Raw genomic sequence first — 15,620 nt, forward strand, 5'->3', positions numbered from 1 at the left:
GGTCGGCTTGGTGAAGAGCATCAAGGCAAACGAGGCAGGTCTGGCAGGTCAACTCCCCATAGCCGCCTCCTGTTCTGCGGGAACCAAAGTTCCTACCATTCTCGCAGAGACAGTGTTGGCCTGAATCCTCAATCGTTGTTAGACCAGGTGCTATTTTGAGATTGTGCAACCACTCACAAAGAATAAGCAGCGCGAGCAATGGTCTGGACAGACGGCGCTATCGCCTCACCTGATGCCTTGCCGTCGGTGTCTGAGCGGAAGCGCAAACATCAAGCCAACGGCTCACCAAATGTTGAGCTTAGGCATTTCCCAGCTCGACACTCTGCTGAGGCAGGCCAATTTGTGATCCCACTAGAAAGAATGCTCCTGAACCTTAGCTCATATATTGATACATAAGCTCATCTCTACTCTTAGCTATAAGCAAAACTGACACTACTAGAAAGTATCTATGCTGAACTGCTCTCGGCTGCTGACTACCATCATTTACGGCCTGGTTATAAAAACGGCTTTAACCGAACCAGCCCGTCGGTGAAGCTAATCTGTTCAAGCAGATTGAGTATTGACTGACTAAGAAACAGGGTAAATACGAGATCGATAATTAGTGTGTGATAATACGGATGTCATGATGAGAGTGAAATATCCATGATATCTGAGCGTAATCATACAAGTGTGTAACCTATGTTCTACGACGTCTTCTCCAATAGGTTCTTTATTCAAGACCGCTCACTAACCTCTACATAACTTGTTCACCCTTTACAGGCCACGAGATACGCTGTTCTCGTCAGGCAATGTCGCTTTATGCCCTGCTGCACCGGCTGGGCCTCCCATCAACACAATCGAGAAGGATCAATCCGCACATGGCGGAAACGAGCCCGTTTACCATTACATTACCCAACTACCCGTTCTTCAACGCCGATCTTAACCCTGCTGGCGACTTGGAAAGCCTCTGTGACGACTTGTGGCCATTGGTCATGGCTCACCTGCCTGAGAGCCGGAAGAAGCCCCATGGGCCGGAGTATGTGTTCCGCTCGCTCATCACCAACTTTGTTACCGCAATGCAGGTTGGTGGGCCTGTGCTGATCGTGTCGAGGAACAAGCGATTCTTACCGCCGAAGTCTCGCTATCGAGCCTCACAGGCGACATACGACAGCGTTACGAAGGTGTTGGATGCTGCATCCTCATCAGGTCTGATCGTCCAGGAGACAGGTTCAGGTCAGTTCAAAGTCACCTGTGACGATCACACTGATTACAGGTGCGTCAGGGAGGCTACAAGGGTTAGGCCAACCAACAACTTGCTTAAACGCCTTCGCCCGGTGTTGACCTCTCCTGCACATGACTTTGTTCAATGGCGGAAGGATATAGAGGTCATACACCTGAGGGCTAGGAAGCAGGACAATGGTAAAGCCACGTCAAGCGAACAAGTGCCATACGATGATACGCCCATGATCAGCACCTTTCGTGCAGAGATCAGGCGAATCAATCAACATTTGAAGGAACATCCTTCTTCCTATGCAGGGACAAATCAGGTCAACCTGCTGAAGGACCACGTCATCCGCATCTTCAACAACGCTGACTGGCAACAGGGAGGGAGGCTCTACGGCTACTGGCCCATGAACCTGTCCAAGAGCGAAAGACACCTTCTTAGCATTGATGGTGAGCCGTTGGCTGACCTAGACTTTGGCTCATGCTTCGTCGCCCTTCTGCACGTTTACGACGGGGCAAAGTTTGACCCTGATGCTCCTGACCCATTTCTGATCGAAGGCTATGAACGACAGAGAGACGTGATCAAGCAATGCGCTTACGCCATTCTCAACGCTGATCATCGGATGAAGAACTATCCTGAGAATATCGCTCAGGAGCACGGCTCAAGACCGCCACTATCATGGCGAGACATGGAGCAGGTTATCTTCACCCATGTTCCGCTGTTTAAGCAGTACGCCTACACCGCGCTTGGACTGAGGCTCATGAGAACGGAGAGCAACATCCTGATAGCAGTACTGCTGGACCTGATTGAGCGAGGTATTGGGTTCATACCCATGCATGACGGGATCATGGTTCCTGAGTCTAAGAAGCTGCTCACTCGTGACCTGATGCTAAAGCACTATCATGCGGTTACAGGTCAGCGGATCAACGTCAAAGAAAAGACGATCAAGAGGCTTTCTGTGACGCCCTTCGATCACCCAGCGGAACCAGCCTACCTCTGATCCGCTGAACGCTACCCTGTCCCTTTGCCTCACCCACTACAAGCACCTTTCATGAGCCGGTGATCCTCGTCGATCCCGGTTTTTCCTTTTTCAGACTCAATCAATCGAGAACATCCATGAACATCACCCTTCAACCCTTGGGCCGAGGACGCTTTGCTGCGTCTGTAGGTCAACGAGCGCTTTGCAGGAGCACAACACCGTTCTTCACCTCTGCTCGCGTCTTCCAAGCTGAAGGCGTACCCGATGACACTCCGATCACCATGATGCACGAAGGCTCATCCATCGTCGCCATCCGGTCTACCGTGGGTGAAGCCGCAGGCAGGATCGTCCTTGAAACTGACGAGGAAGGACCGAAACTGAAACGCTATCGTCCTATGTCACCTGAAATGCCTCGTCAGAGGGTGAGGCATGAAATGCAGAAGGTCGACAATGTGTTTGAGGTGCCCATGCCTGCTAAAGCCCCCAAGCAGTCTGCTCTGTTTGCACCTCACCTCCGTGGCAATCGGACTTACTAACGCTCTAAACCTTGTCCCTCTCGGAAGCTGAATAACGCAACGGGGAGGGAACTACGCCTTGTGCTTGGTAGGGTATTTTAACGACTTGTCCTATCTATAGGTTCAGAGCCGCATATCATCTCATTCCTGATTTGAGCAGGTGGACAGGCTAACAAATCGTGAGGGCACAGAAGCTGTGATGACTCCTGATAAATCCGAAAGACGGGTTTATGAAGCCTTCACAGACTTTCCCCATGCTGAACGAATGCGACTTGTTCGTGAGATTGCCTTGCGGAGTTACAAGGATGCTGTTGACCTGTCTGCGTGCCGAGCTTTGATTTACACCTACCCTCACTCTTACTTCCATGATCCCCTGACCGCGAGAGCAGCCCGTCAAGTTCTCATATCCTTGATTGATCGAACGCTGATCATCTCTGAGAGTGCCCTGGGGCTCATGAAAAGAACTGATGATAGGAACGCGCGGGTCGCACTGTTTCTGCTTGGTGATCCAGCTGTTTATCATGACGTCGCTAGGGTCGGTAACCCACGAAGCCTAGAGCTTGCCTTGCAAGCCTGGACTGCAACGGACCTCGATCCAAGGCGAGGCTTGATAAAGCAGTATCGGAATAAGTCCATCGCTCACCGCTCTGATCCTGATCCAGGTAAACGAGAACCATTCATTGATGAAATCCATACCATTTCGGGGAGAGTAGTCTCCATGTTAGCTCACCTTGCGACAGGGGCTGGGGCGCAAGTCGAAGCTACTGCCGTGAACTCCGACACTAACTACCTGAGTGCATCGGCGTTCTGGAAGCCGTGGCAGACCATTACCGGGGCGTGACGGCGACAAAAAGCATGAAGGTCAACTGGTCTAAGGCTCGTGACTAATGCTCTAACCTGCCAATCACAAGCGCAAACAACAGGACCAAACACTAAGGTTATCCCATGCCGATAAACCAGAGTGAACTCAGCTAAGGGCCGTTCAACATGAGGTAGGAGGGCGCAACTCTCCTCCTCTCAATAATCGAAATAACACAACTGTGCACGAACCCGAACCTTCGTCTGACCATAGGCACTCCGTCTAACCCCGGTGCAAAAGCCGAGGCTGTTCAACACCTGCTGACACAAGCTCGTAAACAAGCCTTCTTTCGGCTGGTCATGGAAGAGTCAGGTGTGATGGAGAGGAGTAAGAAAGCTGCAATTGAGGAGATGAAGGGGCGGATGGGCTTGAGAGACGTGGGGCTCAGCCCGTTTAAGTAGGCACAGCCTTTAAGCTGCTCTCAAGCGGACGGGCAGGTGGCCTAATCCATAGTATCCACAAAACCTTAAGTTCTAATCAGAGCATTCCAAAGAATTGATGTCAGGCTCCTCCACCCCAAGCTATGCTATTCGTATACGAGGGTGGAGGATTCAATCTTTGATCAAGGTTCTCTCTGAAAAAGAACTTGCCAAGTTCGTGCGCACAAATAGCTCTGAGATGCCTGTCCGTTTAGCAGTCGCTTTCTGGGGAAAGGGGGCGGTAAAACGCCTCGGACTGCTGGATACTGCTGGTGGCGAAATCATCTGCAACCTGCAGAGCGGATGCACAAATCCTGACGAGGTTCTAAAGCTTATTAAGAATTTCGAGGTCCGCACTCACGGCAAACTTCACGGGAAATTATACAAGACCCCTGAGATCGCCGTCGGATCGTCAAATGCCTCCCTCAATGGCCTAGCGGTGGAGGGCGAAACCGAAGGTTGGCGAGAGATCAACTTAGCTGTCGATGATAGGAAGACGCTGAACCAACTGGACGAGCGGTTTGGCGAACTTTGGGACGAGGCTGATCCAGTTGACGAGAACGTAGTTGAATCCTACCGCCCTATCTGGAAGCGCAAGCAGGCGCGGGGAGTCCCACCTCCAAGCGATAGCTTGCTTGAGGCAGCGCGTAAGAACCCAAACTTTTTCGTTAACCAGACAATCTATTTCGCAATCTCTCGCGCCTATGTTCCGAAGGAGCAGCGTAAGGAAATCAAGGCCCAAGTAGAGGCCGGCAAAGCTGGCAAGGAAGCCAAATCCGAGAAGTACTCAGAATATGTAGGTTGGGACCCCTTCCCGCCGGAATCATGGTTCATCGACGTCACAATTGTCAGAAAGACTAGGGTTCACGGGATTGAACGCACCTTCGACAAGCCGCCACGCCTGAAGCTAAAGAGCGGGGACAATGCCCAGCTAATGTTCAAGCGCCCTTATATCGAAATCGAAGACAGCATCTTTAAGCTATCCAAGACAGACATTCAGCTGATCACAGACCGTGCAATGACAATCTGTAGGGCGGCCAAGGGTGAGGAGGAGGGATGTCTCGTATCACTCGGAGAGGCGATGAAGCCATTGGGTATCATTTAAGGTGAAGTACACCACTGACTAATGAGGGAACTAGCCTGAGGCTTAGCCGTTAGCCTTATGACCTCCATGGTTCCCTCTGGATGAACTAGAGCCTGACGGTGATCCGCCCTCAGGCTCTTTTCTTTTGTGGGCTGGAAGGAGCATTCACCCAGGCAAGGGTCCTTGCTTGTAAGGCTGCATGTCTGACGCTGCAAGAACACGACCAGGAGAGCAATACTCAAGAATGCCAAAGGTTGGCAGCCGCACAGCCCAATCACTGATCCTGACCATGTAGAACAGTCACAGCCTCCTGCAGCATGGACGTGAAAAAGCCATGCGCTCAAGTTAGAGCTAAGACAGCTAGATATGAGGCTCGGTCATGCCTAGGGCACGAGTTAAAATCCGAGTTGCTGACGACCGCAAAACCGCGACGATAGAGATCAAACCTCTTGGGCAACCGGGACATCCGGTCGATCTTACGCTCGCTGAACTTGATCAATTCGTGGACAGGCTTGGGAACGCAAGAAGCCAAATGGTCAAGGGGCATCCGATCCCACCGTTCGAGCGCGATGAACCGCCGATCAGCGTTGCTGCCAACACCAAGTGCACCATCCGGGCATCTCCACCCGAAGGAGTCCTTTTTGGGTTCTATCATCCGAAGTTTGGGCCGGTTGGACTCACGCTACCAAAGGAAGAGATTGTGAGCATCGTCGGCTTCCTGACCAATCGGTTCATCCTTCAACCGACAGCTTCCCCAGAGAAACATTAGACCGTGTTCCCTAGCCTAGTGAGGAGCATAGTAGTGTTGTCACCGGAAGCTACTACTGAAGCAAGATGGTTCGCACGACCACAGACGCCCTCGCTGGGAGTCCGCCCGACTTACTTGGCCTGGGCGTACTTATTTGGGCAAAAGAAAAACCCCGCCGGGGACGGGGCACGCTGTAGGACAGCAGTTTAATTGGGGGCAAAGCGATCAGCTCCAGGGGGAGCCTCGCGCTCTAGTATCCGTCGTAGAGAGGAAGCCTTACTCCAAGCTTAACCGTAAGCTGCTTTAGCCAGCTTCTCAGCGACCTTTTCCGGTCTTAGGTGAGTATACCGGCTCAACATCCGTGGATCACGGTGTCCGCTGATTAGAGCTACCTCAGGGACGGTTAGACCGTATTCAAAGAACCGGGCTGCAGCTTCATGCCGTAGGTCATGGAACCTTGCGTAGCCTTGACTTTGCTACACATAACTCTCACACATGAAGCATCAAGACGCAGCGTAAATGCTTGTTTCGTAAGGCTTCTAGCTTCAAAGTGGAGTATTCGATCCTCTCCACCGGCACCACTCCCCTTCCGCATGACATGGAAGCTCGTTCCCGCTTCGGGTGGCGGGATTGAAGCGCTTATCCATCTGCCAAGAGGTTCCCTAAAGCTCAAGCCTCATCCTCAGGAGCAGCCTCAGGCTGCGTCTCGAAAGAGGATCCAGTGTTCGCTGGAGACGCCCTCTTCGCTCCTCAGCATGAGGGCTGCGTGGCGGCTTGAGGCTATGTGAGCTGACCCCTGAGGCGGCGGTTACTCGGCAGTCGTGGGGTCGATCATCGTCCTGACGCGCGAGATGCTATCGGCCGGGAACCCTCCCCGCTTGGCGTGCTCGCGAATGAGCTCCTCGTTGCTGGCGCGGTAGACGCAGTAGAGCTTGTCATCCGTAACGTAGCTATGAACCCACTGGATGTCGGTCCCGAGGTCACGCAGGACCCCACACGACGTTTGAGACGCCGCCTTCAGGTCGTCTACAGAAGCATTGCCGACGCCCGGCATATTTCGCTCTATCACAAACTGCGGCATGATCGTCCCGTCGGCACCGCCGACGCCTCCATCGATGAAGCCAGAGCGCTTCGCCGGATCAAGCTCTGCTCATGAGGCCAATCTGGCAATGCCTCTAAACGGGTATTCTCAGGGCTTTTGAATTACGATACCCGGGTTGCGCCTCGAAAGACTGATCAACAGTTCGTCCATGGCGAACATTGAGGAAATTGCGCTTGAGCGATCGCGTCGAATATTGGTGGATTAGCTACGAAACCGACATCCAACCCGGCGAGGTGACCTTTCGGGCAGGCATTCCAGCCCATATTCGCCTGATCGGATCCCGGGACATCATCGCGGCGGCAGCGGTCGAACTGGTGGAGCGGCTGCCCGCGACGCCGCGACCTGTCCTGCAAAGGGCCGTCCCGCCGCCGCCGACCGCGCCTCAAACGTCCGGCAGCCCGCTTTGGCTCATCGGCATCATCGTTCTGACGTTGCTGTACTGGTTCTCTGGCCAGCTCTTCGACGCCATCAAGTAGATCAGATCCCTCGGTCGCCCGCGCTTCCACCATCAAGCGCGACCATACGAAGCAGGGTGAAGCATTTGTCTGGCAATTTCGACGATTGGCCAGCTGTTTTGCCTGAAAGGTCTGCGATGGGGGGACCTTCATAGGTCTGGGATTAACCGAACGAGAAGAGAACAAGTTGCCCGCAGCGTGATCAGTTGCGCCTTACGTTGGGTCATGCTTTAGCTCGACGAATAATTTTCGGGGGCAATATCATGGCTAAGCTGGTCTGGCGGGGCCCGTTCGGGTTCAACATCAAGCTTTTGGACGTCGGACATCTTTATTACGGCGTGGACTATACGGCGACGTCGTCCCTGTACGCCGTTGATTATGGCTCGGGCGATCGCGACGAGTTTCGCGGCCGCGGCTTCACCTTTGCTCTCGATGGAACACCCACCGGTGGGGTGGTGACAAGCTACGCCAACTTCCAGGGTGGCGCGAAACTCGGAACCGTCGATGGGGTGTCCATCCCCGTCCAGTCCCTGGTCAAGGCTGCCAGGACCTATTCGGTCTCGGACGATTATGCGCTGTTTCGGTCGGCCCTGTCGGGAAACGACGTCATCACCGGCGGCAGCGGCGACGACAGGCTTGAGGGCTTTGCGGGCAACGACAGGATCACGGGCGGCCTTGGCGGCGACTCTCTCTATGGTGGCTCCGGAGCCGACAGATTCATCTTCAGGTCGATCAGCGATTCGAATCTGGATGGCGACGGCTGCGATTTCATCTATGGCTTCTCGGCGAAGCAGAAGGACAGGATCGACTTGGCCAGGATCGACGCCGATGCCACGCGGTCCGGCAACCAAGCCTTCTCGTTCGTCGGAGCCAAGGAGTTCAGCGGCAAGGCCGGCGAACTGCGCTACGAGAAGGTCTCGGGCTATACCTGGGTGGAGGGCGACGTGGATGGCGACGGCATCGCCGACTTCTCCCTTGCCCTGAAGGGCAGCCTCAACGTGGCGAAGGGCTACTTCTATCTCTGATGCGGGTGTCGCCTGTCAGGAACATCGGCGGTTCCAGGCCCGTCCGGGCCTGGGTCGGCGCGGCCGAGATTGCCGCAGCATCGGCTCCCTGCCACGTCTTTCAAAGTCATCCCTGAGTTGATCCAGCGCGTGGATAAATGTCAGGATCGCACGAACCCGGGATGGGATATGAGTAACTGGCAGCCCCTGGAAACCGCGCCGAGAAACGGATCAAAGGTCGATGTCTGGACGGCGAACGGGGTCCGCTACATCGACGTTTTCTGGCATAAGAGCCCTGACTACCCGGACGGCGCCTTCGTCTATTACGACAGTTATCTGGCCGATTACATCGACGTGGACGACGCTACGCACTGGATGCCTCCCCCGACGCCTCCGCGGCAGAACGGGTCTGAGGGCTAACGTTTCCTGGACGTGGTCTGACCAGCTTTGAGGGTCGTTTCGACCTTGTCCAGCTTATCCTCAATTTTGTCGAGCTTCGCCAGGATCTGGTACAGGAGATCCGGGACGACCCGCGAATAATCAACATTCTCGCGGGATGCCTTTGCGGTCGCCTGCGCCGCCTCAATCAGCTCACGGATTTCCGAGCGTGAGACAGGAGCAGCGTCGCCCGATGGGGTGGGGCTCGTCTGCCCGATCGCCTGACACGTGAGGCCAAGAGTCAGGACGGCGGCAAGTGCAGTGCGGCGCATGGGCAATCTCCAGGAGAATTCTCTCACCTGAACTCAGATGCGCCCCAGAGGCAAGATGCCGAGCAACGCACTGCCCAAACGTTAGGGTGCAATCAGGATAGAATTCACAGGAACCTGCTTTCCACTATCCCAACATAACCGGGCTCTCACTAAGGTTTCGTCACCACCTACCGGTTTACATTTGCCAGGTTATTACATATTGGCTTCTCCCGCTCTTTGAAGCTAGAATCCCCGCGGGATCGGGGAAATCACCGGACCGTCGGGGGAGAGACCACATGAAAGCATCTTCGTTCAGTTTTAAAATCGCGACCGTTATGGCCCTTACAGGGATCGCGATGGGCATTGGAATGGCGGCGTCGCACGATCATTCGCTGATGCCCGCCCACGCACATCTGAATCTTCTGGGCTGGGTTTCGCTGTTTCTGTTCGGCATTTACTACAAGCTCAACCCGAATACGGACTCGAGCCGGCTGGCGGTCATCCAGGTCGGCGTCTGGACGCTGGGCACGGTCGTGCTGACGGCGGGTGTTGCAGCCATTCATCTTGGCAATACCGGAGCCGAGCCGGCCGCAGCCATCGGGTCCCTGGTCCTGCTTGCCGGAATGTTGCTCTTCACCCTGCTGGTCTTCCGTCCGGCAGCGGCTGATCGCATCTCACCCGCAGTGGCGATGACGCCTGCCGAATAAGGCATCGCGGCGATGCAGGCGGGACCCATTTCGGCTTGCCTGCATACCGAATGAGTTTGACGTAGCGGCCTTACGGCTTGCGCTTCAGGCGCCTGACGTTCGCCTTGACGTGCCGGCGGTAGCCTCTCACCACCTTATGGGCTGATCCGCCCATGGCGATGGTCGCAGCAGCTTCGCCAAACGCGCTGACTTTCTCGGTCACCATCAGCATGGCTTCCGCGGGGGATCCCTGCCCCATGGCGATCTGCGTGAGCCGCGTCATGATCACGGATTGCGACTCCATGGCCAGGAGAGACGTATCGGTAGCCAATTTGATCCAGGGCAAAAACATCAGGATTCCCAGCAAAAATAAATGACCGCACCAATGCGGCTAAAGTCCGGAAGGTGTTATGTCATATCGACGGGGCGATAAACAGAGACGCTGTGGCATGCGGAATCCGCATCCATGCAAGCTTTAGCGAATTTCTTCCTTGCCCCAGTTCTCGCGAGCGACTTGGTCGGACACGGCCTTTTCGCCGGATGTGAGCCTGCGGCGGCGGCCACTCACGAGGAACATCACGAGCCCGAGCAGCACGGGCCCGCCGATAATCACCAGAGCCCATAATAAGCCGTCCATCTTGTTTCTCCTCACAGAGCTGCGCGTGGCGCAACGCCGAACCTGATCTGTAAGCCTAACCGGCATACAAAGTGGTTGTTCCCCGTTAAGGATGCGGTCAAAGGCAACGGGACCGCTCACCCCTCACGCCCTGCCGCAAGCCCACCCGGAAGGCCCGAAGAACGAAACATGCCGATCCCGATCACCAATCCTGACGATCCTCGCATCGAGGCTTACCGCGCCGTGCGCGAGCGGGACCTTGCCGGCCGGGAGAAGCGGTTCGTGGCCGAGGGAGAAGTCGTGCTTCGGGTGCTTCTGAGACAGTCCCGTTTCAGTGTGGAGTCCCTGCTTCTGTCCGAGGGCAGGATCGAGGGCCTGCGTGATGTGACGGACGGCCTGTCTGAGGCAGTGCCCGTTTATGCGGCGAGCCGTCAGGTGATGGATGCGATCGTGGGCTTTCCGATTCATCGCGGCGTTCTGGCCATTGCGCGCCGCGCCCCTCTGCCTGCCGTGGAGGAGCTACTTACGGGACTGCCTGAAAGGGCCCTTGTGGTAGGGCTCGTGGGCCTTGCCAATCACGACAACGTGGGTGGCATCTTCCGTAACGCAGCTGCTTTCGGCGCACAGGCGGTGCTCCTCGACCCGCAGACCTGCGACCCGCTCTACCGCAAGGCCATCCGCGTTTCGGTCGGCGGTGCGCTCGTCGTCCCATTCACCCGCGCCCCCTCACCGGACGCCATGGTCGGCGCCCTCGAAAATGCCGGGTTCGACGTGATTGCGCTCACGCCATCGGGACGGGAAATCCTTTCCCGAATCCCGCGCTCCCCAAGGGCCGCGCTGCTCCTCGGGGCCGAGGGGCCTGGCCTGCCGCCCGCCCTTCTCGAACGGACCAGGACGGTCTCCATTCCCATGAGCGGCGGCTTCGACTCCCTCAACGTGGCGACCACCAGCGGCATCGCCCTGCATCATCTGGCCGGCACCGGCATGGAAAATTAGTCTTAGGTTAGGCACAAATCGCTGACTTGTGAAACGGCCGGCCCTTGCTTCCAAGCAGTGGCGTTCTAGCCTCCTGGCATTCTTGACCGGAGACCATCAATGACTTTGACACGCCGCGCCATCCTTGCCGGAACCGCTTTGGCCGCAGCCCCCACGGGAAGCCAAGTCTTGGCTCAAACCCCCGCCGCCGCACCCGCCGCTCAGGGCGCATCGTCCCAGCAGGCTCCTGGCTTCTACCGCTACAAGGTTGGCGATATCGAGGTCACGGCCATCCATGACGGCTTCGCGCGCCGCCCTCTCGAAGGATTTGTCCGCAACGCGGAATTGGCGCAGGTCCAGCAGGCCGCTCAGGAGGCCTTTCTCCCCAACGACGTCCTGCCGATAACCTTCACGACCCTGGTTCTTCAGAACAACGGACGCCTGACCCTGATCGATACGGGCAACGGCGACATGGGCGCGCCCACCTCCGGCCACTGGATGAGAAATTTCCGCGCCGCGGGCTTTGACCCGGCCCGCGTGGACACGGTGGTTATCAGCCATTTTCACGGCGACCACATCAACGGCCTACGTCTGAAGGACGGGACGGCGGTTTTCTCGAAGGCCGAGGTCATGGTGCCGGCCGCCGAATGGGATTTCTGGATGGACGATGCCCGCATGAACCAAGCCCCGGAGGGCATGAAGGCCGCGTTCCAGGGTGCGCGCCGGGTCTTCGGGCCGATCGCCAAGGATGTGAAGCGATACGATGCCGGGAAGGAGGTCATAACCGGCCTCACGAGCGTCGCCGCTCCCGGCCATACGCCCGGCCACACGGCTTTCCTGCTGTCCTCGGGCGCGGGCAAGCTGATGGTCATGTCGGACATCACGAATCACCCGGCGTTGTTCGTCCGCAACCCCGATTGGTCCGCCGTGTTCGACATGGATGCCGACCAGGCGCGAGCCACCCGCCGTAAGATGCTCGACATGGCGGCGGCCGAGCGGGCGCAGGTGGCCTTCTACCACGCCCCCTTCCCGGCGACCGGCCACATCGCCAAGGACGGAAACGGCTTCCGGTTCGTGCCGATCCAGTGGAATCCGGCGATCTGAGTCGGCGCGGGCGGCTTAACCGCCGTCCGTCTCCGCCATGATCCAGTCCAGGGTGCCCTGGTCCGCCCCGGCCGGCTCGATGAAGACGATGACCGGGGTGTCGTAGGGGTGCCGGACTTTCAGGACCTGCCGCACCTTCTCCTCGAGACCCTTGCGGGTCTTGAGGATGGCAACCGCCTCCTCCGCCCGCTCGATGGTCCCCTGCCAGGCATAGATCGATCTCATGCCCGGCAGGACGTTGATGCACGCGATCAACTTGTCCCGGACAAGCTCTTCCCCGATCGACAAAGCGGTGTCGACATCGGGAAAGGTCGTATAGACGAGAAGTGGGCTCTCCATGCTATGCCTTTGGTCCGCATCTGTTTCGGGCGTAGCGAGGGTAACTGGGCATGGCCCGTCGTTTCAACAATGTCGCATTCGTGGCGAGTTCCACACCGGACGCGCAGAGCGCCAGACAAGCTCTGGTAAACCGCTACAGGAGCGTCGAGCCGGAAGATGCCGACGTGATCGTGGCGCTGGGTGGCGACGGCCTGATGCTGCAGACCCTTCACCGCTTCATGAGCGGATCGAAGCCGATCTACGGCATGAACAAGGGCACGGTCGGCTTCCTGATGAACGATTTCAAGGAAGACGACCTTTTCGAGCGCCTCGAGACCGCCGAGCGGAGCGTCGCCCACCCGTTGCTCATGGTGGCCTGGGACGTGAAGGGCGTGGCCCATACGGCGCGCGCCATCAATGAAGTGTCCATGCTGCGGCAGACCTATCAGGCCGCGAAGCTTCGGGTGAGCATCGACACACAGGTGCGGCTGAAGGAGCTGATCGCTGACGGCATCCTCGCGGCAACGCCCGCCGGATCCACCGCCTACAACCTTTCCGTGAACGGGCCCATCCTCCCGCTCAACGCCCCTCTCCTGGCCCTCACGCCGATCTCGGCCTTTCGGCCGCGACGGTGGCGCGGCGCGCTGATTCCGGACTACGCGAAAATCCAGGTCGAGGTGCTGGATGCGGAGAACCGGCCCGTCAGCGCCGTGGCCGACCACACCGAGTTCCGGCACGTCTCCCGGGTCCATGTCTCCATGGACAGGAGCGTCGACCTGGTGATGCTCCATGATCCCGGCCACAGCCTGGATGAACGCATCCTGCGCGAGCAATTCGGCTGAGGCACTTTCCCGACACTCACGCCCAACAAGGACAATCTCATGCACGATGAGAGCAGCAGACACCCCCGCGGCGGTCTCTACTTCGAGGATTTCACCATCGGCACGACCATCAAGCATCGCCTGACCCGCACGGTGACGCAGATGGACAACATGTTGTTCTCGAACATGACCCTCAATCCGCAGCCGCTCCACATCGACGCGCATTTCTGCGCCACCGAGACGGAATGGGGCAAGCCGCTCATGAACTCCCTGTTCACCCTCGGCCTGATGATCGGCATCTCGGTCAACGACACGACGGTGGGCACCACGATCGCGAATCTCGGCATGACCGACGTGAAGTTCCCGGCTCCCCTGTTCGAAGGCGACACCGTGAACGTCACCACCGAGATCGTCGCCAAGCGGGAATCCAGGTCCCGGCCGGATGCGGGCATCGTCGACTTCATCCACCGCGCCTACAAGCAGGACGGCGCCCTCGTGGCCGAGTGCCGCCGTCAGGCGTTCATGCGCAAGCGAGGCTCGTGATGCGCTCCCTCCTGTTCGTCCCAGGCGATAGCCAGCGAAAGCTCGAAAAGGGCCTCAACTCGGGCGCCGATGCACTGATCATCGACCTGGAGGATTCCGTCGATCTCGCGGCCAAGGAAGAGGCGCGTCGCGTCACGGCCGCCTTCCTGTCGGATACGCGCGACCAGACAGACAGGCCGCGTCTTTATGTGCGCGTCAACGGTTTGACGACCGGCCTGATCGATGCGGATCTCGACGGGGTCATGCGGGCTGTGCCCGATGGCATCGTGTTGCCCAAGACAGTTGGCGGCGCCGACGTATCCCATCTGGGCGCGAAGCTCGCGGTCCGCGAGGCGGAATTCGGCCTCGCGGATGGGGGCACCCGCATCCTGGCCATCGCGACCGAGAACGCGCTCGGCGTCTTTGCGCTCGGCACCTTCGCGGGGGCGAGCCATCGGCTCATGGGGCTGGCCTGGGGCGGCGAGGACCTGTCGGCCGACATCGGAGCAGAGACCAACAGGGACGACCACGGGGCCTATACGGAGCCCTACCGGATCGCCCGCGCGCTCACCCTCCTGGGAGCCGCCGCCGCAGCGGTCGACGCAGTGGATTCGGTCTATACGAACTTCCGCGACATGGACGGATTGGCGGCCGAATGCCGGCAGGCGCTGCGCGACGGGTTCGTGGCCAAGATGGCGATCCATCCGGCCCAGGTGCCGGTGATCAACGAGGCCTTCACCCCCTCGACAGAGGCCCTTGCGAGGGCGCAAGCGGCCATCGACGCGTTCAAGGCCAATCCGGGAGCCGGCGTCGTGGGCGTGAACGGCGAGATGCTCGACCGCCCGCACCTGCTGCGGGCCGAGAGGCTGCTCAGCCGGGCGCAAAAGCCGTGAGACGCGCAGCCGCTAGCCGCCCGGGCGAGTGATGGAAAACTTCGTCTCGGGCGTGGCGACGAAATAGTCCCGGTAGCCCGACCGGGCGATGGGACGCATGGCGGCGGTGTCCACCAAGCCATCGACGATGAACCGATCGTCGATGTGGATGCCGACCACCTGCCCGATGACCAGATAATAGCTCGGCTCCCCGCCCTGGAGCGGCGTCAGCGGCACGGTCTGGAGCCACTTGCATTCGAGCGCCGCCAGGGCATCCCCCACCCGGGGCGGCTTTACGAGCCGCGACGGAGCGGGCGTGAGCCCCGCATGGAGCATTTCGTTCTCACCCCGGGGCAGAACCGCCGACGTGGCATTCATCTTGTCCCGCAGGTCGAAGGTGGCCAGGTTGCAGACGAATTCCCCCGTCTCCTCTACGAAGGTCAACGCGTCCTTCCGCCCAGCGGAGGAGAACGCCACCATGGGCGGGCGCTCCGAGATCGCGTTGAAGAAGGAGTACGGCGAAAGATTGATCTCCCCCTTGGCGCTCATGCTGGTGATCCAGCCAATGGGCCGGGGTGTCACGATCGCCTTGAAGGGATCGTGCGGCAGGCCATGATCGTTGGCGGCGGTCTCGTAGAACATGGCTAT

20 protein-coding genes and 1 pseudogene are annotated in these 15,620 nt (G+C 58.2%); 14 read left to right on the plus strand and 7 right to left on the minus strand.

Translation table 11 applies throughout. The features are described 5' to 3' along the window. The first annotated feature begins 857 nt into the window (after nucleotides 1–857). The 5 genes from DRB19_RS22495 (at nucleotide 858) to DRB19_RS30130 (ending at nucleotide 5,829) form a co-directional block, all read left to right on the plus strand. The gene (locus DRB19_RS22495) at nucleotides 858–2,204 is read left to right on the plus strand and encodes a hypothetical protein (RefSeq protein WP_114188268.1); all 1,347 of its coding nucleotides are present in this window, start codon (nucleotides 858–860) and stop codon (nucleotides 2,202–2,204) included. Nucleotides 2,205–2,320: 116 nt separating this feature from the next. After that, nucleotides 2,321–2,719, plus strand: coding sequence for a hypothetical protein (locus tag DRB19_RS30125; protein ID WP_147021920.1), 399 nt, complete (start codon nucleotides 2,321–2,323; stop codon nucleotides 2,717–2,719). Between the two features lie 178 nt (nucleotides 2,720–2,897). Then, nucleotides 2,898–3,539 (plus strand): hypothetical protein, encoded by a 642-nt coding sequence (locus DRB19_RS22505; RefSeq protein WP_147021921.1) that lies wholly within the window; start codon nucleotides 2,898–2,900, stop codon nucleotides 3,537–3,539. A 576-nt stretch (nucleotides 3,540–4,115) separates the two neighbouring features. Beyond that, nucleotides 4,116–5,081: a phospholipase D family protein gene (locus DRB19_RS22510; RefSeq protein WP_114188271.1), complete on the plus strand. Its 966-nt coding sequence runs from the start codon at nucleotides 4,116–4,118 to the stop codon at nucleotides 5,079–5,081. A gap of 358 nt (nucleotides 5,082–5,439) precedes the next feature. Then, entirely contained in the window at nucleotides 5,440–5,829 is a 390-nt protein-coding gene (locus DRB19_RS30130; RefSeq protein ID WP_162815806.1) for a hypothetical protein, read from the plus strand. 266 nt (nucleotides 5,830–6,095) lie between these two features. Here DRB19_RS30130 and DRB19_RS22520 read toward each other — a convergent pair. Beyond that, a pseudogene (locus DRB19_RS22520) lies at nucleotides 6,096–6,266 on the minus strand (tyrosine-type recombinase/integrase); the annotation flags it as partial. Nucleotides 6,267–6,616: 350 nt separating this feature from the next. Then, complete coding sequence (locus tag DRB19_RS22525; protein ID WP_114188273.1) at nucleotides 6,617–6,889, minus strand: DUF4242 domain-containing protein; 273 nt, start codon at nucleotides 6,887–6,889, stop codon at nucleotides 6,617–6,619. Nucleotides 6,890–7,083: 194 nt separating this feature from the next. Here DRB19_RS22525 and DRB19_RS22530 point away from each other — a divergent pair, with 194 nt between their 5' ends. The 3 genes from DRB19_RS22530 (at nucleotide 7,084) to DRB19_RS22540 (ending at nucleotide 8,789) form a co-directional block, all read left to right on the plus strand. After that, complete coding sequence (locus DRB19_RS22530; RefSeq protein WP_114188274.1) at nucleotides 7,084–7,386, plus strand: hypothetical protein; 303 nt, start codon at nucleotides 7,084–7,086, stop codon at nucleotides 7,384–7,386. 242 nt (nucleotides 7,387–7,628) lie between these two features. Next, on the plus strand, nucleotides 7,629–8,390 hold the full coding sequence (locus DRB19_RS31570) for a calcium-binding protein (protein WP_114188275.1): 762 nt from the start codon (nucleotides 7,629–7,631) through the stop codon (nucleotides 8,388–8,390). Between the two features lie 168 nt (nucleotides 8,391–8,558). Continuing rightward, nucleotides 8,559–8,789, plus strand: a complete 231-nt coding sequence (locus DRB19_RS22540; RefSeq protein WP_114188276.1) for a hypothetical protein — start codon at nucleotides 8,559–8,561, stop codon at nucleotides 8,787–8,789. Here the strand turns inward: DRB19_RS22540 and DRB19_RS22545 are convergent. Further along, entirely contained in the window at nucleotides 8,786–9,079 is a 294-nt protein-coding gene (locus DRB19_RS22545) for a hypothetical protein (RefSeq protein WP_114188277.1), read from the minus strand. The two genes, DRB19_RS22540 and DRB19_RS22545, sit on opposite strands and share 4 nt — an antisense overlap. Nucleotides 9,080–9,354: 275 nt before the next feature. Between DRB19_RS22545 and DRB19_RS22550 the strand changes: the two genes are divergently transcribed. Then, entirely contained in the window at nucleotides 9,355–9,765 is a 411-nt protein-coding gene (locus DRB19_RS22550; RefSeq protein WP_114188278.1) for a hypothetical protein, read from the plus strand. A 70-nt stretch (nucleotides 9,766–9,835) separates the two neighbouring features. Here the strand turns inward: DRB19_RS22550 and DRB19_RS22555 are convergent, their stop codons facing one another. Together DRB19_RS22555 and DRB19_RS30135 are read right to left on the minus strand one after the other, a co-directional pair. Further along, nucleotides 9,836–10,096 (minus strand): hypothetical protein, encoded by a 261-nt coding sequence (locus DRB19_RS22555; protein ID WP_114188279.1) that lies wholly within the window; start codon nucleotides 10,094–10,096, stop codon nucleotides 9,836–9,838. 123 nt (nucleotides 10,097–10,219) lie between these two features. Beyond that, nucleotides 10,220–10,381 carry a hypothetical protein gene (locus DRB19_RS30135; protein WP_162815807.1) on the minus strand — a complete coding sequence of 54 codons (162 nt, stop codon included), beginning with the start codon at nucleotides 10,379–10,381 and terminating at the stop codon, nucleotides 10,220–10,222. Nucleotides 10,382–10,549: 168 nt separating this feature from the next. On the opposite strand from DRB19_RS30135, the gene DRB19_RS22560 reads away from it, so the two are divergent. Then, nucleotides 10,550–11,356: a TrmH family RNA methyltransferase gene (locus DRB19_RS22560; protein ID WP_114188280.1), complete on the plus strand. Its 807-nt coding sequence runs from the start codon at nucleotides 10,550–10,552 to the stop codon at nucleotides 11,354–11,356. Between the two features lie 99 nt (nucleotides 11,357–11,455). Continuing rightward, nucleotides 11,456–12,439: an MBL fold metallo-hydrolase gene (locus tag DRB19_RS22565; protein WP_114188281.1), complete on the plus strand. Its 984-nt coding sequence runs from the start codon at nucleotides 11,456–11,458 to the stop codon at nucleotides 12,437–12,439. A gap of 15 nt (nucleotides 12,440–12,454) precedes the next feature. Here DRB19_RS22565 and cutA read toward each other — a convergent pair whose 3' ends face one another. After that, nucleotides 12,455–12,778 (minus strand): divalent-cation tolerance protein CutA, encoded by a 324-nt coding sequence (cutA, locus tag DRB19_RS22570; RefSeq protein ID WP_114188282.1) that lies wholly within the window; start codon nucleotides 12,776–12,778, stop codon nucleotides 12,455–12,457. Nucleotides 12,779–12,828: 50 nt separating this feature from the next. Between cutA and DRB19_RS22575 the strand changes: the two genes are divergently transcribed. Genes DRB19_RS22575 through DRB19_RS22585 form a run of 3 tightly spaced genes read left to right on the plus strand, consistent with a single transcriptional unit; the run spans nucleotide 12,829 to nucleotide 14,993 of the window. Then, entirely contained in the window at nucleotides 12,829–13,599 is a 771-nt protein-coding gene (locus tag DRB19_RS22575; RefSeq protein WP_114188283.1) for an NAD kinase, read from the plus strand. Nucleotides 13,600–13,638: 39 nt separating this feature from the next. After that, nucleotides 13,639–14,121, plus strand: a complete 483-nt coding sequence (locus DRB19_RS22580; protein ID WP_114188284.1) for a MaoC family dehydratase — start codon at nucleotides 13,639–13,641, stop codon at nucleotides 14,119–14,121. Next, the gene (locus DRB19_RS22585) at nucleotides 14,121–14,993 is read left to right on the plus strand and encodes an HpcH/HpaI aldolase/citrate lyase family protein (protein ID WP_114188285.1); all 873 of its coding nucleotides are present in this window, start codon (nucleotides 14,121–14,123) and stop codon (nucleotides 14,991–14,993) included. Before DRB19_RS22580 ends, DRB19_RS22585 begins: the two co-directional genes overlap by 1 nt. A gap of 12 nt (nucleotides 14,994–15,005) precedes the next feature. On the opposite strand, the gene DRB19_RS22590 is transcribed toward DRB19_RS22585, so the two are convergent. Continuing rightward, nucleotides 15,006–15,614, minus strand: a complete 609-nt coding sequence (locus tag DRB19_RS22590; protein WP_114188286.1) for a flavin reductase family protein — start codon at nucleotides 15,612–15,614, stop codon at nucleotides 15,006–15,008. Nucleotides 15,615–15,620 lie beyond the last annotated feature (6 nt).

Origin of the sequence: Microvirga aerophila, assembly GCF_003332305.1 — a bacterium.
Taxonomy (GTDB): Bacteria; Pseudomonadota; Alphaproteobacteria; order Rhizobiales; family Beijerinckiaceae; genus Microvirga; species Microvirga aerophila.

Bases quoted from the DNA above. Each gene is read 5' to 3' on its own strand.
- DRB19_RS22550 (WP_114188278.1), top strand. From the start codon at position 9,355: ATGAAAGCATCTTCGTTCAGTTTTAAAATCGCGACCGTTATGGCCCTT.
- DRB19_RS22525 (WP_114188273.1), bottom strand. From the start codon at position 6,889: ATGCCGCAGTTTGTGATAGAGCGAAATATGCCGGGCGTCGGCAATGCT.
- DRB19_RS22545 (WP_114188277.1), bottom strand. From the start codon at position 9,079: ATGCGCCGCACTGCACTTGCCGCCGTCCTGACTCTTGGCCTCACGTGT.
- DRB19_RS22565 (WP_114188281.1), top strand. From the start codon at position 11,456: ATGACTTTGACACGCCGCGCCATCCTTGCCGGAACCGCTTTGGCCGCA.
- DRB19_RS30130 (WP_162815806.1), top strand. From the start codon at position 5,440: ATGCCTAGGGCACGAGTTAAAATCCGAGTTGCTGACGACCGCAAAACC.
- DRB19_RS30135 (WP_162815807.1), bottom strand. From the start codon at position 10,381: ATGGACGGCTTATTATGGGCTCTGGTGATTATCGGCGGGCCCGTGCTG.
- DRB19_RS22580 (WP_114188284.1), top strand. From the start codon at position 13,639: ATGCACGATGAGAGCAGCAGACACCCCCGCGGCGGTCTCTACTTCGAG.
- DRB19_RS22590 (WP_114188286.1), bottom strand. From the start codon at position 15,614: ATGTTCTACGAGACCGCCGCCAACGATCATGGCCTGCCGCACGATCCC.
- DRB19_RS22560 (WP_114188280.1), top strand. From the start codon at position 10,550: ATGCCGATCCCGATCACCAATCCTGACGATCCTCGCATCGAGGCTTAC.
- DRB19_RS22585 (WP_114188285.1), top strand. From the start codon at position 14,121: ATGCGCTCCCTCCTGTTCGTCCCAGGCGATAGCCAGCGAAAGCTCGAA.
- cutA (WP_114188282.1), bottom strand. From the start codon at position 12,778: ATGGAGAGCCCACTTCTCGTCTATACGACCTTTCCCGATGTCGACACC.
- DRB19_RS22575 (WP_114188283.1), top strand. From the start codon at position 12,829: ATGGCCCGTCGTTTCAACAATGTCGCATTCGTGGCGAGTTCCACACCG.
- DRB19_RS22505 (WP_147021921.1), top strand. From the start codon at position 2,898: ATGACTCCTGATAAATCCGAAAGACGGGTTTATGAAGCCTTCACAGAC.
- DRB19_RS22555 (WP_114188279.1), bottom strand. From the start codon at position 10,096: ATGTTTTTGCCCTGGATCAAATTGGCTACCGATACGTCTCTCCTGGCC.
- DRB19_RS22495 (WP_114188268.1), top strand. From the start codon at position 858: ATGGCGGAAACGAGCCCGTTTACCATTACATTACCCAACTACCCGTTC.
- DRB19_RS22540 (WP_114188276.1), top strand. From the start codon at position 8,559: ATGAGTAACTGGCAGCCCCTGGAAACCGCGCCGAGAAACGGATCAAAG.
- DRB19_RS30125 (WP_147021920.1), top strand. From the start codon at position 2,321: ATGAACATCACCCTTCAACCCTTGGGCCGAGGACGCTTTGCTGCGTCT.
- DRB19_RS31570 (WP_114188275.1), top strand. From the start codon at position 7,629: ATGGCTAAGCTGGTCTGGCGGGGCCCGTTCGGGTTCAACATCAAGCTT.